This is a genomic window from uncultured Comamonas sp. (assembly GCF_964277875.1).
Classification (GTDB): Bacteria; Pseudomonadota; Gammaproteobacteria; order Burkholderiales; family Burkholderiaceae_C; genus Comamonas; species Comamonas sediminis.
The window spans coordinates 81,448-97,426 of the sequence record NZ_CAXYJV010000044.1 but is presented as its reverse complement, the minus strand read 5'-3'; the positions used below and the strand labels follow the sequence as shown (position 1 = coordinate 97,426).

At 65.6% G+C, this 15,979-nt stretch carries 10 protein-coding genes; 3 read left to right on the top strand and 7 right to left on the bottom strand.

Features of this window, described 5'->3' with window-relative positions:
• Nucleotides 1–698 precede the first annotated feature (698 nt).
• Complete coding sequence (locus tag ACHWUQ_RS18035; RefSeq protein ID WP_394681966.1) at nucleotides 699–6,212, top strand: Ig-like domain-containing protein; 5,514 nt, start codon at nucleotides 699–701, stop codon at nucleotides 6,210–6,212.
• 170 nt (nucleotides 6,213–6,382) lie between these two features.
• On the opposite strand, the gene ACHWUQ_RS18030 is transcribed toward ACHWUQ_RS18035, so the two are convergent.
• From ACHWUQ_RS18030 to ACHWUQ_RS18000, 7 genes are all read right to left on the bottom strand, one after another.
• Entirely contained in the window at nucleotides 6,383–7,054 is a 672-nt protein-coding gene (locus ACHWUQ_RS18030; protein ID WP_312415891.1) for a glycosyltransferase family 2 protein, read from the bottom strand.
• 10 nt (nucleotides 7,055–7,064) lie between these two features.
• On the bottom strand, nucleotides 7,065–7,643 hold the full coding sequence (locus ACHWUQ_RS18025; protein WP_394681965.1) for a methyltransferase domain-containing protein: 579 nt from the start codon (nucleotides 7,641–7,643) through the stop codon (nucleotides 7,065–7,067).
• Nucleotides 7,640–8,398: a PIG-L deacetylase family protein gene (locus ACHWUQ_RS18020; protein ID WP_239812458.1), complete on the bottom strand. Its 759-nt coding sequence runs from the start codon at nucleotides 8,396–8,398 to the stop codon at nucleotides 7,640–7,642. Before ACHWUQ_RS18020 ends, ACHWUQ_RS18025 begins: the two co-directional genes overlap by 4 nt.
• Nucleotides 8,386–9,372: an acyl-CoA dehydrogenase gene (locus ACHWUQ_RS18015; protein WP_394681964.1), complete on the bottom strand. Its 987-nt coding sequence runs from the start codon at nucleotides 9,370–9,372 to the stop codon at nucleotides 8,386–8,388. Before ACHWUQ_RS18015 ends, ACHWUQ_RS18020 begins: the two co-directional genes overlap by 13 nt.
• 167 nt (nucleotides 9,373–9,539) lie before the next feature.
• Nucleotides 9,540–10,973 carry a trehalose-6-phosphate synthase gene (locus ACHWUQ_RS18010; protein ID WP_394681963.1) on the bottom strand — a complete coding sequence of 478 codons (1,434 nt, stop codon included), beginning with the start codon at nucleotides 10,971–10,973 and terminating at the stop codon, nucleotides 9,540–9,542.
• Entirely contained in the window at nucleotides 10,970–11,737 is a 768-nt protein-coding gene (otsB, locus tag ACHWUQ_RS18005; protein WP_394681962.1) for a trehalose-phosphatase, read from the bottom strand. Before otsB ends, ACHWUQ_RS18010 begins: the two co-directional genes overlap by 4 nt.
• 41 nt (nucleotides 11,738–11,778) lie before the next feature.
• Entirely contained in the window at nucleotides 11,779–11,991 is a 213-nt protein-coding gene (locus ACHWUQ_RS18000) for a hypothetical protein (RefSeq protein WP_394681961.1), read from the bottom strand.
• Between the two features lie 298 nt (nucleotides 11,992–12,289).
• On the opposite strand from ACHWUQ_RS18000, the gene ACHWUQ_RS17995 reads away from it, so the two are divergent.
• Both ACHWUQ_RS17995 and ligD read left to right on the top strand, forming a co-directional pair.
• Nucleotides 12,290–13,306 (top strand): Ku protein, encoded by a 1,017-nt coding sequence (locus ACHWUQ_RS17995; RefSeq protein ID WP_394681960.1) that lies wholly within the window; start codon nucleotides 12,290–12,292, stop codon nucleotides 13,304–13,306.
• Between the two features lie 23 nt (nucleotides 13,307–13,329).
• Nucleotides 13,330–15,861 carry a DNA ligase D gene (ligD, locus tag ACHWUQ_RS17990; protein WP_394681959.1) on the top strand — a complete coding sequence of 844 codons (2,532 nt, stop codon included), beginning with the start codon at nucleotides 13,330–13,332 and terminating at the stop codon, nucleotides 15,859–15,861.
• The last annotated feature ends 118 nt before the right edge of the window (nucleotides 15,862–15,979 follow it).

Here is a 15,979-nt window from a genome sequence, read left to right as displayed (position 1 = left end):
GCCAAATGCCTGTCGACGGGTGTGGTTTTTGTTCTGGCAACAAATGCGGTTCTCTCATCGCTCAACAGAAGCAGCCGTGGACCAGGATGCTTGGTACCCGGTGCCAACGCCCTGTAACTGGCGATACCGCGCAAAGTGGGCGCAGCGATGGTGAATGCCCGGCGTTAATGCCTGGCCTGCGCCCGAATACCGCGAAGGTATTTTCAGTGCGCTGCGCGCGACCTATACGTTTGTATATTTTGTCAATACCTTTTTCAAGTTTCAGCCGCGAAATGCCATGAGGCATGCGGCCGATCCCCTGGTTTACACCTATTTTTCCATAGCATTTGCAGTATTCCTGCTACAAGACCATTAAATGAATTGTATTTGGGGCCAGGCTGGTTAGAATATTAATAATGCCCATTAATTATTAAAGTACTTAAATTGATAGATGTTTTAAATAATTGGTGCCGCATGTGCGTGCAGAGGCACGCTGCCATTTGATTTTTCGGTGAGTGACTTCTAACCATTTGAGGTTTCCGATGAAAAGAACCATTGGTGTTTTTAATGTGCCTTCAGGCTCGAGATGGCTGGTGCTATGGGTATTGCTGGTTTGTGCATGGTCTGCGCGGGCGCAGACCTGTGACCTCGGCGGCAACAGCGCTGCCTCGGGGCAGACGTTTCCACTGGTGGGCTATAACAGCACCGCATCGGTGACGATGAGCACCGCCTCCACGTTCAACAACGGCGGCACCGTGACATTTCAAAATGTCCAGGGCCTGGAGAGATCGGTCACGACACCGGCCTTTTTGCGAGCCACCGGCAACACGGTGCTCAGCTATACGTTTTCCCCTCCGGTGCCTGCCAATCGCATAGCGCTGTTCATTTTTGACATCGGCATTGCGTCGACACCCACCTATACGCCGAGCATGACTCTGGCCGTGACCGGCGGGGCCAGCCCCAGCCATTTCTCTTTGTCGACGATGTCGGCCGGTGGTGGTGCACCGTATGATGTCTTCAATTACAACCCCGCGACGGGTGTGATCTCGCGAGGCAACCCGTCGCCGACCGTCAGAGAATCGGGTGCCGTTGTCGGTAACTCCAGCAGTCTCGTCTCCAGTCTGACACTGACGACCTCCGGCCTGGCCAACGGTGATCTGGTAGGTTATGGATTGGCCTCGATACCGACCTGCGTCACGACAAGCAAAGTGAGCTACGGGGCAACCGGCAATTTTGCGTTTGCCCATACCAACCTTTCATCGCCCACGGCGTCGCTGACGACCACGTCTGTCAACACGCCCGTCACCAGCGCCCCCGCTTACGTTCCCAATCCCACATTGCCGGTCAGCATCGCGGAAACGCTGCCGGCGTCTCCACCGGGTTGGCGCCTGGCAACGGCTTCCTGCACCGATGCCAACAGCGCCATCACCGGCAACACCGGCCTGTTGGGCAGCCGCACAGGCAATACCATTTCCCTGCCAGTCAGCGTGCTCCATCCCGCTGCCAACATCAGTTGCCAGATGACCAATTCGCTGCTGCTCGCAGCGGACGACACCCAATCCACCTTGATGGATGTGCCAGTCAACGGGACGGCTTCGATCTTCGCCAACGATACCGGGACCAATGTGGCATTGGTCGGTCTGAACGGCGCTGCCTGCACCGCCTTTCCCTGTGTGCGCAATCTGGCGGGCGGAACGCTGTCGGTCAGCGCGGCGGGCGACTACGGCTTTGTACCAGCGGTTGGCTTCACCGGGGTGGTGACCGTACCGTACCAAATCACCGATGCGGCTGGACTGACGGCGAATGCCAACATCATCATCACGGTGACACCGGCGCCCCGGCTGGGCCTGGCGAAATCCAGCAACGGGCCCTGGGCGGTGCAGCAGAGCGGGGCGCTTTATACATTGAGCGTCAGCAACACCGGAACGGCGCCCACCTCGGGCCTGGTGACCGTGCGTGACAGCCTGCCGGCAGGCATTTCTGCGACTGCGGGCACCTACGGCGGCTGGAACTGTGCGGTCAGCGGCCAGGCGGTCAGCTGCACCAGCAGCGCGCCGATTGCGGTTGGCGCGGTCTCTGCGATTGCCCTGCCGGTGACGGTGGGCGCCGCCGCGGTGCCCGGTGTGGCCAACAGTGCCACCGTGGGCGGCGGCGGAGACCCGGCCAACGGCGGCAATGCGCCGGAACCGGGCAGTTGCAGCGCCGGCGATCCACGCTGCGCCAGCACCAGTACGGCAGTGGCCGTGCAGGCCGATCTGGGCATCACCAAATCGGCCAGTCCCAGTGGCAGCTATCTGCCCGGGCAAGCCCTCAACTACCAGATCGTCGTCAGCAACGCCGGCCCCAGCGATGCCAATGGCGTCACGGTGACGGACAATGTGCCGGCCAATGTGGCAGTCAGCAGCTGGAGCTGCACGCCGGTGGCCAACTGCGGGGCCAGCAGCAGCGGCACCGGCAACGCCATCAACCTGACCGGCGTCAACCTGGCCAGCGGCCAGAGCGTGACGGTGAATGTCAGCGGCGTGGCGCAACTGAGCGCCACCGGTGACATCGTCAACAGCGCCTCGGTCACGCCCCCGGCCGGGGTGGGCTGCAGCGTGCTGCCTTGCGCGAAGACGAGCACCACCACCAACACCAACAGCGGCGCGCCAGCGCTACGTATCCAGAAATCGGCAACCCCTGCGGCCTTTGCCGTTGGCCAGCCCGGCACCTACTCGATTTTGGTGGGCAATAGCGGCACCAGCAGCACGGTGGGCCCCATCACCGTCAATGACACGATGCCCGCCGGTGTAAGCATCAACCTGCCTGTTACCGCAACGGGCTGGGATTGCAGTGCCAGCTCGTCCAGCCAACTGGCCTGTACCACCAATGCGGTGCTGCTGCCGGGCTCCAACGCCCCGGTCATCAATGCACCGGTCAGCGTGGCCAATGGCACATCCGCTTTGGTCAGCAATTCTGCGACTGTCTCCGGCGGTGGCGCCAGTTGTACGACTGGTTGCCAAAGCACGGTCAATACCAGCGTCAACACGCCCCGACTGGATGTCGTCAAAACCCTCAGCAGCCCGTTTGTCGTGGGCGTTGCCAGCCAGTATGTGATCACGGCCACCAACAACGGCCAGGCACCTACCTTGGCCGGCACCATCACCGACGATATCCCGGCCGGCTTGGCCATCGGCAACCTGCCTGCAGCCTGCACGGCCGCAGGCCAGACCGTGACTTGCCAGGTCCCTGCTGGCATCGCCACCGGCGGCGCGGTCAGCTTCACGATTCCCGTGACGCCCCAGCCCAGTGCCATTGGCCAAAGCCTGGTCAACACCGCGCAGGCCGATGCCAACACCGGCGACCCCAGCTGCCCGGCTGAGGCCCACTGCAGCGGCACCACCGACAACCCCGTGACCGCCCCGCAGCTGAGCTTGACCAAGCAAAGCTCCGTCGGTGCCTTCACCGTTGGTGTGCCTGCCCAGTACGTGCTGACCCTGAGCAACACCGGCACGGCTGCCACCACAGAGGCAGCGGTGGTGACCGACACCATGCCGGCGGGCCTGACCATCGATACGGCCAGCCTTCCTGCCGCTTGCACGCAAGCGCCAGCGGGCAGCCAGACGCTGGTCTGCACGGCAGCGGCCGGCTTGGCCAGTGGTGCCAGCACCAGCTTCACCATCGGTGTGACGGCGCAAAACGCAGTCAACGGCCAATCGGTCAGCAACCAGGCGACCGCTACCGGCGGCGGTGATCCGCTGTGCGCAGCAGGCACGGCCACGGCTGACCTGCCCGCACGCTGCAAGCCCCAGTCCACCACCGCAGTGGATGCGCCCCAGCTCACGCTGGCCAAAACGGCCGGTAGCCTGTCGGTCGGTGTCCCTTCGAGCTACACCTTGACGGTGACCAACACCGGTACGGCGCCCACCAACGCGCCCATCACGGTGACCGACCTGGTGCCATCGAGCATGACCCTGGGCACCTTGCCCGCAGGCTGCACCGCCGCCGGCCAGCAAGTGAACTGCGTGAGCGCCGCGAGCCTGGCGGCCGGATCGAGCATCAGCTTTGTGCTGCCCGTCACCCCCCAGGCGAGCGCATCACCGAGCGTAAGCAACTCAGCGAGCGTGCAAGGCGGTGGTGACCCCACTTGCCCCACGACGGACAACTGCAAGGTCACCAACACCACGGCCGTCGATGCGCCCAGCCTGCAGCTGAGCAAGACCGACAATGGCCCCTGGGTGGTTGGCCAGGCAGGCGCCCAGTACACGTTGACCGTAACCAACACCAACGCCAGCGTGGGCACTGTGGGCCCCATCACCGTGCGTGACAGCATGCCAGCGGGCATCACCCCGGCAGCGGGCACCTACGGCAACTGGGTTTGCACCGTCAGCGGCCAGGAGGTGGACTGCACCAGCGCGGCCAGCATTGCCGGCGGCGCCAGCGATACGATCAACCTGCCCGTCACCGTCACGGCTGCAGCCATCGGTGGTGCGACGGGCGGTGTCACCAACCACGCGTCGGCCGCTGGTGGTGGTGATCCCTACAACGGCGGTGCGGCACCGCAGCCGGGTGCCGCCTGCACGGATGCATCGCATTGCACCAGCAAGCTCACTTCCGTCAGCACCGCTGCAGCGCTCAGCATCGCGAAGGCGCTGACCCAGGTCAATGGCGCAGCGTCGCCCGCCGGCTACCAGGCGCAGCCCGGCGATACCCTGACCTACACCATCACCGTGACCAACAGTGGCGGTACGCCGGGGCAGGTCACATTGACGGAGACCGTCTCGGCGGGCACCAGCTACGCCGGTACGGCAGAAGGCTGGAGTGCGGGCGAATGCACGACCGCAGGCACCAGCTGCACGCAAACGGTCCAGGTGGCAGCCGCATCCAGTGCCGTGGTGGGCTTCACGGTACTGGTGGATACGCCACTGGCGCAGGCGGCGATCAGCAATGCCATTACCAGCGATCTGCCAGGCGCTTGCGGGGCTGACTGCACGGTGAGCACCTCCGCAGCCTCTGCCAATGTGGTGGTAGCGACGCAGCCGCCGGTCAATGTGGCCGTGGGCAGCCCTGTCACCGTTGTCAGCAGCTGTACCAACCAAGGCCCTGCGGCGGCGCGCAATGCGGACTGCGTGGTCTCTGGCGTGCCCGCTGATGCCACCAATGTGAGCACGGTATGCACGGTCGACGGCGCGCCAGTGACCCCCCCGGTGGCCAATCTGGCAAGTGGCGCGGCCATCAGCTGCACGACCACCTTCACGCCGGCAAGTCCCGGCGTGGTGAGCATCACCACCGCTGGCCGGAGTAACAGCTATGACCCTGACAGCAGCAACAATTCCGCCTCCACGGGGGTGAACGTCAGCCTGACACCGCCTGCGTTGGCACTGAGCAAGACCAGTGCCGGGTCGGTGGTCGGTGGTGAAAGCCTCAGCTACACCTTGACGGTGTCCAACAGTGGCCAGACCGACGCTGCTGCAGGCGTGCTGGTCTATGACCAGCTGCCAGCGGGCATGGTGGCTACGGCGGCCACCGGCGGCGTCTGCACACCGTTGGGCAGCGCTGGTGCCTTGCTCAGCTGCGCCGTGGGCAGCCCGGTGCCGGCCAACGGTGGCACCGCAGCGATAGTGCTGACTGCCACTGCGCCCGATGTGGAAGGCAATCTGACCAACTACGCCTCGGTGGACCCTGCTGGCGGCACGCCGGCCGTGCCGGGTCCTGGCTGCGCGGGAGCGAACTGCGCCAGCGCCACGACATCCGTCAGCGCCCAGCCGGGGCTGGTGCTGCGCAAGACCAACAACGCAAGCAGCGTGACCGCGGGTAGCACGGTGACCTATACCGTCAGTATTTCGAACCCCGGCAGTGTGGCAGTCAGTGGATTGCGCTGGTCGGACACCCCGGGCAGCGGACTGAGCGATGTGGCGATCACCGGGCAAACGGGTGATGACAAGGGCTCCGACCCGGGCGCCTGCACGGGCCTGACCTGCAGTGCCATCAGCGTGGCTGCCGGTGGCCAGGTGAGCTATACCGTGCGCGCCAAGGTCAACGGCGCCGCCGGTGGCACTGCCGCCAACAGTGCCGTGCTGGAGGGTGGCCGCTGCACGGTGGATGCCCCCTGTACGGCCACCGACAGCGATGCCATCGTCTCTGGTGAGGTGATCCCGGTGCCTCTGGGTTCAGACGCGGCCCTGGTGCTGCTGGCGCTGCTTTTGCTGGCAGGGGGCTGGACCCAACTGCCTGCCCGAGCCAGGCGGCGCTGATATCGCTGGGCCTGGCGCCTGGCCTGGCACTGGGCGCCAGTCCCGCCAGAAGGCGGAAAGAGCTAAAAAACAGCAGGCCACCGTAGAGGTGGCCTGTTGATGTCTGCTTCTTGTTTTCAGCGCGTCGCTGGTGCCTGGCGCGGCAGGTTCAAAAGGGCAGGCTGGCGCGTTCAGCGCAGCGCCTGCGCCGGATGGAGCCGGATGGCACCGGCAAAGCCATGTTCGACGCGCGAGAAAGGACGGCCACTCGTCAGAACGCGCGGCCGTGCCGTCCAGGCGATATGGGCGCCCAGTGCTTCCAGCTTGTCGACCAGCGCCTGGTCTTCGCCGCATTCGCGGGCATCAAAACCCCCGGCCTGCAGGTAACAGCTGGCAGACAGCGCGAGATTGGCGCCGTGCACATGCCGGTGCCCTTCCCGGTCCTGGTAGCTGGCTTCGAAGCGGCTGCGCGCGGCCTGGGCCTGCAGCCCATGGGCGGCCCAGCTGTCGACCTCGACCGTGCCGCAGACGACATCGGCGCCCAGCGAAAGTTGCGCTGCGAGCCAGTCGGGTGCGACACAGGTGTCCGCGTCGGTGAAGGCCAGCCAGCGGGCCTGGTGGTGCAGCAGATGGCGGGCGCCTGCGGCCCGGGCACGGCCGACGTTGTGTGCGTCCACTGACAAGGCGACGACCGGCCATTTCGCCACCAGCGCAGCGGTGCCGTCCGTGCAGCTGTCGAGCACGACCACTACCTTGACGGCCTCGCCGCCCAGGTCGGGGTGCGCGGCCGCCGTCAGGACGCTGTGCAGGCAGGCCTCCACCAGGTCCTCTTCGTCATGTGCAGGTATACAGATGCCAATCATGGTGTGCCCTCTAGAGTTTTTCCCAGACGTCCAGCAAGAAATCGGGTTCGCGGTGCTCCACCAGGCTGCGCAGCGCGGTATTGGCGCCCATCTGCGCATGCAGCGTGTCTGCGGCCTGTAACAGGTCAGCGGCCTCGTGGCGCCAGTGGCACATCAGCCAATGGCCGCCGGGCGCCAGCGATTGCAGGCAGCGCTCGCTGAAAAGCCCCAGCTCCGAGTCGCTGAGGTAATAAGCCAGTTCGGACACCACCAGCAGGTCAAAGCCGCCTTCGGGCACCTGCGGCCACTGCCGGGGCACCTCCAGCTTTTGCAGATGCAGGTCCCGCCGGCTTTCGCGCTGGATGCGCGCATTGCACAGCAGGATCGCGGACTCGGAGAAGTCGGCGGCGACCAGCTGGTCGCATCGCTCCAGCAGCGCTATCGTCATTTCACCATTGCCGCAGCCTGGCTCGAACGCGTGGCGGTAGCGCTCGCGCGGCAGTGCAGCCATCAGCAACTGCCGTTTGCGCCGCTCGTACCATGCGGTTTGCACGTTCCAGGGATCCGCACAGGCCTGGTACAACGCCTCAAAATGCTGGCGCTGGCTCATCGCAGTACCACCTCGAAGTTGCGCAGCAGGCGCGCCGTGGCCCAGCGGGGCAGGATGGCGGGCCGGCCGGTCGACGGATCGGGCAGAAGCTGGGTGCGGAAGCAGGACACGGCCAGGCATTTGCGGTCCAGCTGCTCAGCGCTGAGCGGAATGCGCACGGCCTGCTGCCAGGGGACCCGCACATCGCCCGGGCTGGCCCAGTGCCAGGTCCAGATCGGCACCTCGAACCGGCGGCTGCCGACTTCCTGGGCCGCCGCAGCGCAGGCCTCGCCGGTCGCCTCGTGGTCAGGGTGGCCGTCGTAGCGCCAGGGGCAGAACACCGCATCGGTCGGCCGCAGCAGTTGCTGCAGGCGCGACTCCAGCTGGGGCTGGTGGTCCTGCACCTGGCCGTCGGGAATGCGCAGGTGGATGATCTGGCTGCCGGGGCATAGCAGCGCCAGTGCCTGCGCGCTTTCTCGCTCGCGGGCCTGGGCCAGCTGGTCGGGCGTCCACAGGCGCGAACCTGGGTGGCTGGCCTCGCCGGAGGTGACGGCGATCACCGTGCAGGGCAATCCGCTATCGGCACAGTGCTGCATGATGCCGGCGGTCGCCAGGATTTCATCATCGGGATGGGGGGAGACGATGACCACCCGCTGGCAGCCTTGCAGCAGACCGGACAAGGGATCGTCGGCCAGCGGTGCCTGGGCCAGCCAGGGCTGCCACTGCAGTTCAGGTGTGCCTTCGCCGAAAATCTCACGGGATATCAGAGCTTCCATGGAAGGGTGTCTTTCTGTTCGGTAATGGATTGGCCCAGCGCTGCCAGATCGCGCTCGGCATGGCTTTGGCGGATGAAGATCGGCAGATCGGCGAGCAGCAGCGCCAGCTGGCGGTCCTTGCACAGCGGCCCCGGGCCCAGCGCGCGTGGCACACGCCGCAACACCTGCTGCGCCGCCGACTCGGCCGCCAGACGGCTGCGATTGACCTCCAGGTGCCAGCCCTGGTCAGGACGGGTGTCGATGCGGGCGGCAGTGGCGCGCAGCAGCGCAGCGGTACTGCTGAGTGCGACATCGACCGCACCGAGGTGCGCCAGCGCATGCGGGTCTTCGCTGGTGCAGGCGCTGGCAAGCAGGTAGTCGGCGATGCGGGTGCTGGCGCCATACCAGCAGGCCGCAACGCCGGCGCCCCCATGGGTGAAACCGGGGCGGGCCAGGTAATCGCCGGGCTTGCCGACCAGCGTGCCGGATGCGTTCTTCAAACGCACATCGACGCTGGCGCTGGCGGCCATGCCGACGGCCTCCCAGCCGTCGCCGGTAACCTCGACCCCCGGCTGGTCCAGTGCGACCGCCACCAGGCAGCGTTTCGCGCCGGGAAGCCAGGCGGTGATCAGCGCATGGTCCACACTGCGTGCGCCGGAGCACCAGGCCTTGGTGCCCGACAACTGGACCGGGCTTCCGGGATCGAGGCGATGGACGGTGTTCAGCGGCGTTGCCTGCACCTGGTTGCCGGGCGGCTCTGCGCCCCATACGGCCCAGGTCTGGTTGCCCGCCAGGGCCGTGGCGCCCAGTTCGGCGAGAATCGCCAGCGCATCGGTATGGCCTTCATAGAGTTTGGCCAGGCTCAAATTGCAGGCAGCTACGCTCGCCAGCGCTTGCCAGCGGCTCAGTGTCTGGCCATGGCCGGGCAGCGGCAACTGGTCCAGCTGCTGGTCGATCAGCGCACGCAGCTGGGCCATGGGTTCCGCCTGGGGCATGCGGTCCAAGAGGTCGGATATATCGTCGGAATCAATCATTTTGAGGCCGCCCCGTTACGGCACCGGACAGGGGCCGCACAGCGGGGGCGGGGGCTGGAAACATGCACATCCATGTATCCTGCATGGCATACCGCGTGGACGTGGAAGGACGGCCCACCGACTCCTTGTCAGTGCCGGCTGACCGCGGTGGAATGGCGCTCGAAGGCGTAGCGCGCGGGAGGCGGCATGCCGAACGTCGTGGGCCGCGCAAGCGCTGCCAAGAAACGCTTGCACCACCAATGCACATCCTGGGCCTGGATGCGCGCCAGCAGCCGCCGGTGGCGGTCAAGGCGTTCGTCCAGCGGCATCTGCAGCGCCTGGTCGATGGTGTTGGCCGTCGTATGAATGTCGTAGGGGTTGACGAGCAACGCTTCGTGCAGCTGCTCCGCCGCCCCGGCAAAGCGGGACAGCACCAGCACACCGGGGTCGTCCGGATCCTGGGCGGCAACAAACTCCTTGGCGACCAGGTTCATGCCGTCGCGCAACGGGGTGACCAGGCCGACAGCGGCGGCGCGGCACAGACCCGCCAGGTGGGCGCGGGTCAGCACCTGGTGGATGTAGCGTACCGGCATCCAGTCGAGCTCACCGAAGTCGCCATTGATGGCCCCGCACAAGGTCTCGAGCCGTGCCCGTATCTCCGCATAGGCCTGCACGCTTTCGCGCGTGGGCGAGCCGATCTGCACCAGCGTGGCACTGCGCCGGTGCTGGGGATGGCGGGCCAGCAGATCGCGGAAGGCGCAGATGCGCTCGGGCAGGCCCTTGGAGTAGTCGAGCCGGTCGATGCCGAGCACCAGACGGCGCTGGCTGTATTCGCGTTGCATCGTCGCATGGACCTGCAGCGCCTCGCTGGTCGTTGTCAGCGACGCAAAGGCCTGGGCATCGATGCCGATCGGGAACGACTCGCACCGGGTGCGTTTGCCAAAAGCCTGGAAGTGGCCGCCAGGCCGTGCCTGGCCGCGCGCCTGGTCAACCACATAGCTGCTGAAATGCCGCAGGTCCTGTTTGCTCTGCAGCCCCACCAGGTCATAGGTCATCAGGGACTGCATCAGCGCCTCGTGCTGCGGCAGCGCCATGAAGATGACCGGCGGCGGAAACGGGATGTGCAAAAAGAAGCCGATCCGCTGGCGGCATCCGAGCGCCCGCAACTCCGCTGCCAGGCCGATCAGGTGGTAGTCATGCACCCAGACCACGTCGTCCTCCTGCAGCAGCGGCAGCAGCTGCCGGGCGAACTGCTGGTTGACGCGGCGGTAGCCATCCCAATAACTCGCGTCGAAGGCCGCCAGATCGAGCCGGTTGTGGAACACCGGCCAGAGCATGTTGTTGCAGTAACCGGCGTAGTGGCTGTCATGGTCCTGGCGGCGCAGCTCGGTGGTGACCCGGGTCACGTCATGCCACTGTTCGCAGTGCATGTGTGGCGTGTCGCTGTCGGTGACGGCACCGCTCCACCCAAACCAGAGGCCGCCCTGGCGCTGCAGCGCCTCTTCCAGCGCCACCGCGAGCCCGCCCGGCGCAGTGTCATGCGGGTCTGCGACGCGGTTGGAGACAATGACCAGGCGGCTCATACGCGCGCCTCCAGGCTGCGCCGCGCAGTGAGCTGCGCACTGGCGGTATGCAGCCAGGCATGGACCTGGGGTACGCCGCCGAGCCGATAGCGGGCGCAGCTGGCGCCGGGCCCGACCTTGATGGCCACCCCTTGCTGCTGCTGGACCACTGAAAAACCGGTTTCATCCGTCACATCATCTCCTGCAAAGCAGGCCGTGCGGCCTGCAAATGGTGCCTCTTGCATGAACGCCGCAATGGCGGCGCCTTTGTTGATGCCTGCCGGCAGTGCCTCGATCACGCATTTGCCACGCACCAGCACCCAGTCGGGGCGTCCTGCGACGGCTGCCTCCAGCACCCGCAGGCATTGCGGCTCGAGGGTCGGATCGCGGCGGTAGTGCAGCGCCACACCGCTGGGTTTGGGCTCCACCAACAACGCAGGGTGGCGCGCGGCCAGTTGCCAACAGGCAGTAGCGATGTGCTCCAGACCATCGCCCAATAGTTGGCTTTGCTGCCCATCTGCCCGTCTGCGCTCGGCACCATGGCTGCCTGCGCAAGGCAGGCGCAGCGGATGGATGTACCGGTCAACGGCGGCAATCTCGCGGCCAGAGATGACCGCCACAGCGCCGCCCAGCACGGTCTGCAACTGCTGCAGCAGCGGCACCAGTCCCGGCGGCACGATGATGCTGTCGGGCGTCGCTGCCAGCGGCACCAGGGTGCCATCGAAGTCAAGGAAAAGCGCCATATCCGGCTGCGGATAGGGCGGCATCAGCGGGTCAGTGGGCATCACAGCCTTTGCAACAGGTTCAGGAACGGAGCGAAGCGCTGTCAGGGATCCAATGGCTCGGGGCTCACGACCCGCTCCGCTTCAGGGTCCTGCGGTATGTCGGGCTCGTTGTCCGGGGAGAAGGGCGGGTGGGGCGGGTCATCGCCGGGATCGGGCGTCAGCGGCTCCTGCTCGGGATACGGTTCGCCGACCGGGTCCATCGATTCGTCTTCGGGGAAATTCCGGGGTTCGCCGGTGGGTTGGGCAGTGGCCATGGTGCGCTCCTCAAATCAAGGGTGGATGGTCCAACGGTCAGCGCCGCCACGGGCGGGGACCGCATGTCCTGTAGATTGACCCGGCCAGCGCCGCAGGTCTGTAGGATTTGTGCGCCCGCGCTTGGAGTCCTGCGGGCGCGTTGCTGCGCCGTGCAGCGCGATGCCTGCGATAGCCTCGCCAGGCTTGTGGGACCTCTCCGGCAGGCCCGTCGTCCCGCGTCTGCTGCGCAAGTTGTCATTTCCTCTCACAGGGTCCGGGGCCAGACGTTCACACTGGAGCGAACCACAGGAGGCAGGCATGAAAGACCAGCAAGGGAACGCTCCAACATCGACACGCACCATCTGGAAAGGCGCCATCAGCTTTGGGCTGGTGCATGTGCCGATCGGCCTGTACACGGCCACGCGCGACTCGGGCATCGACTTTGACTGGCTCGACAAGCGCTCGATGGAGCCGGTGGGCTACAAACGCATCAACAAGCGAACCGGCAAGGAGATCGCGAGCAGCGACATCGTCAAGGGCGTCGAGTATGAGAACGGACGCTATGTGATCCTGAGTACTGAGGAGATCAGCGCGGCGTTTCCGAAGACGACGCAGACCATCGAGATCGAGGCCTTTGTCGATGCCGACGAGATTCCGCTGATTTACCTGGAGCGGCCCTATTACACGGCGCCGCTCAAGCGCGGCGAGAAAGTCTATGCGCTGTTGCGCGAAGCGCTGCGCAAGACCAACAAGGTGGGGGTGGCCAAGGTGGTGATCCAGACCAAGCAGCACCTGGCGGTGCTGGTGCCGTGTGGGCGGGCGCTGGTGTTGAACCTGCTGCGCTGGGGCGGCGATATCCGCTCGTTCGAACAGCTCGATCTGCCGCCGATGACCGCCAAGGCGGCGGGCATTTCCAGCGCCGAGATGGACATGGCGGTCGCGTTGATCGAGGACAAGGCCCAGGCCTGGAATGCCGATGACTTCCGCAACTCGTTCTCGGAGGAGATCCACAAGCTGATCGACGCCAAGGTCAAATCGGGCGATGTCGAAGAGGTTGCCAAGGTGGAGCAGAAGCCCGAGCTGTCGGCAGGCGCCGAGATTCTGGACCTGACGGCCTTGCTCAAGCGAAGCCTGGCCGGTGGAGCGGGCGCCAAAACCACCGGGGATGCCAAGCCTGCGCCGGCGGCGTCCAAACCCAAGGCGGCGCCCGCGAAGAAGAAGGCAGCCACGGCCACCCAGTCCGCCAGTGCTGCAAGCAAAGGCCGGGCCGGCACTGCGAAGGTGTCCAAGACTTCCAAGACGGCCAAGGCTGCGCCCAGGCGCCGCAGCGCCTGAGCTGCTGGTAGGAGGATTTCAGCATGCCCAGCTCCTTGTCCAAATACCAGAGCAAGCGCAATTTCGCGGTCACGCCCGAGCCGGCCGAGGGCGGTGAACCGGTCGCCGGCCAGCTGCAGTTCGTCATCCAGAAACACTGGGCCAGCCATTTGCACTACGACCTGCGGCTGGAACTCGACGGCGTGATGAAAAGCTGGGCGGTGCCCAAGGGGCCAAGCCTCGACCCCAGCCACAAACGCATGGCTGTGCAGGTGGAAGACCACCCAATCTCGTACAACCGTTTTGAAGGCCAGATTCCCGCAGGCAACTATGGCGCAGGCAAGGTCATCGTCTGGGACAAGGGCCTGTGGACGCCGCTGGCCGACCCGCTGGAGGGCTACCGCAAAGGCAAGCTGCACTTTGAGTTGCAGGGCCACAAGCTGCAAGGCCGCTGGACCCTCGTGCGCATGAAGGGCAAGGAGAGCGACCGGCAGCCGCCCTGGCTGTTGATCAAGGAGGCGGACGACTTTGCCCGCAGTGCCGAAGAGTTCGAGGTGGTCGAGGCCCAGCCCGACAGCGTGGCAGGCCTGGCGCCGCCGCTGTCGTCTGCCCAGGCCCCAGGTCGTGCAACGCCCGCTGTTCCGGCAAAGCCCAGGGCCAATGTGAAGGCGAGTACCAGGACCAAGACATCGCCGCTGCCCAAGACCTTGGAACCCCAGCTGGCCGTGCTGGTTGATGCCCCGCCTGCCGATGCCGAAGATTGGGCCTGGGAGCTCAAGTTTGACGGCTACCGCATGGTGGCGCGGAAAAAGGGTGCGCAGGTTCAGCTATGGACGCGCAATGGCAAGGACTGGACGGCGAAGATGCCCGGCCTGGCGCAGGCGCTGGGCCGGCTGCCCCTCGCCGATGCCTGGCTGGATGGGGAAGTGGTGGCACTCAATGCCCAGGGGCTGCCCGATTTTCAGCTGCTGCAAAATGCGTTCGATGGCAGCGCCCAGACCCCGCTGGTCTACTACCTGTTTGACCTGCCATTTGCCGATGGCCACGATCTGCGCGGCCAGCCCTGGCAGGCGCGGCGCGAGAACTTGCAGGCGGCGCTGCAGTCCAGCGAGGGGCTGGGCGACGCGATTCGCCTCAGTGAGGCTTTCGCAGGGGATGCGGCGCAGCTGCTGGCCTCGTCCTGCGCGTTGGGCATGGAGGGCATCATCGGCAAACGCAAGGATGCCGCCTACCACGCGGGACGCACGGCCGACTGGATCAAGCTCAAATGCCAGAAGCGGCAGGAGTTCGTCATTGGCGGCTACACCAGTCCCAAGGGATCGCGCACCGGGCTGGGCTCGCTGTTGCTGGGTGTGCATGATGGCCACGGGCGGCTGGTCTATGCCGGCAATGTCGGCACCGGCTTCAATGAGGCCAGCCTGCGCGAGCTGACCCAGCAACTCGAGCGCATCCAGGTGCGCGTCTGCCCCTTTGCAGACCCTGAGCGCATTGACTACCAGGCGCAGTGGGTCAAGCCAGCGCTGGTCGCCGAAGTCGCGTTTGCCGGGTGGACAGCACAAGGCCGGGTGCGCCAGGCAGTTTTCCATGGCTTGCGGCAGGACAAGCCTGCGCGCCAGATCACCAGGGAGGAGAGTGCGACGATGCCCCCAACGCAAAAAGCAAAGCCTGCGCCCGCTGCAGCGATCGAGGTCAGCCACCCGGAGCGCGTGATGGACGCCTCCACCGGCGTGACCAAGCTGGACCTGGTGCGCTATTACGAGCGGGTCGGCCCGCTGATGATGCCGCACCTCAAAGGCCGGCCCACGTCGCTGATGCGCACGCCCGACGGCGTGGCGGGCGAGCATTTCTTCCAAAAGCATCTGCAGACGCGCGAGATGGCGGGAATCGTTCAGCTGCCCCAGTCGCTGGATCCGGAGCATCCGCCGCTGCTGAGCATTGCCAGCATCCAGGGCCTGCTGCAGGCGGCACAGTTCAATGTGGTCGAGTTTCACACCTGGAATGCCCAGCGCGACAAGATCTTGCGGCCTGATCGCATGACCTTTGATCTGGACCCCGGCGAGGGCGTGCCCTGGTCTGCGGTGCAGGAGGGCGCCGAACTGGTGCGGGTGCTGCTGCAGGAGCTGGGGCTGCCTGCTTTCTTGAAGACCAGCGGCGGCAAGGGCCTGCATGTGGTGGTCCCGATCCAGCGGCGCCATGACTGGGACACCGTCAAGGGTTTCTCCAAGGCGATCGTGCAGCATCTGGCCGAGACCATCGCGCAGCGCTTTGTCGCGAAAAGCGGGCCCAGCAACCGCAAAGGCAAGATCTTTGTTGACTACCTGCGCAATGGCTGGGGCGCGACCACGGTCAGCGCCTGGTCGGCACGGGCGCGGCCAGGGATGGGAGTGTCGGTACCTATCGAATGGGCCGAGCTGGATCAGGTCACGAGCGGTGCGCACTGGTCCATCACCTCGGTGGAAGAGCGTTTTCGCAAGGGCAATGCACCCTGGGATGGCTACAGCGCCGCAGCCGTATCGATCACCGCGGCGATGAAGCAGCTCGGCTATTCGGCTGAACAATCCGCATCCCAGCGCTAACGATGCCAGCGCGCGCGAGCAGCCGGTCTTTCGGCTGTTGAATGGATATTGAAATGGCTATCCGTCAGTCAAATAACTGCGCAGCGCTTTCCGATGGGCCTGTAGGAATTTATGGGTT

Bases quoted from the DNA above. Each gene is read 5' to 3' on its own strand.
- ACHWUQ_RS18035 (WP_394681966.1), top strand. From the start codon at position 699: ATGAGCACCGCCTCCACGTTCAACAACGGCGGCACCGTGACATTTCAA.
- ACHWUQ_RS18030 (WP_312415891.1), bottom strand. From the start codon at position 7,054: ATGATTGGCATCTGTATACCTGCACATGACGAAGAGGACCTGGTGGAG.
- ACHWUQ_RS18025 (WP_394681965.1), bottom strand. From the start codon at position 7,643: ATGAGCCAGCGCCAGCATTTTGAGGCGTTGTACCAGGCCTGTGCGGAT.
- ACHWUQ_RS18020 (WP_239812458.1), bottom strand. From the start codon at position 8,398: ATGGAAGCTCTGATATCCCGTGAGATTTTCGGCGAAGGCACACCTGAA.
- ACHWUQ_RS18015 (WP_394681964.1), bottom strand. From the start codon at position 9,372: ATGCCCCAGGCGGAACCCATGGCCCAGCTGCGTGCGCTGATCGACCAG.
- ACHWUQ_RS18010 (WP_394681963.1), bottom strand. From the start codon at position 10,973: ATGAGCCGCCTGGTCATTGTCTCCAACCGCGTCGCAGACCCGCATGAC.
- otsB (WP_394681962.1), bottom strand. From the start codon at position 11,737: ATGCCCACTGACCCGCTGATGCCGCCCTATCCGCAGCCGGATATGGCG.
- ACHWUQ_RS18000 (WP_394681961.1), bottom strand. From the start codon at position 11,991: ATGGCCACTGCCCAACCCACCGGCGAACCCCGGAATTTCCCCGAAGAC.
- ACHWUQ_RS17995 (WP_394681960.1), top strand. From the start codon at position 12,290: ATGAAAGACCAGCAAGGGAACGCTCCAACATCGACACGCACCATCTGG.
- ligD (WP_394681959.1), top strand. From the start codon at position 13,330: ATGCCCAGCTCCTTGTCCAAATACCAGAGCAAGCGCAATTTCGCGGTC.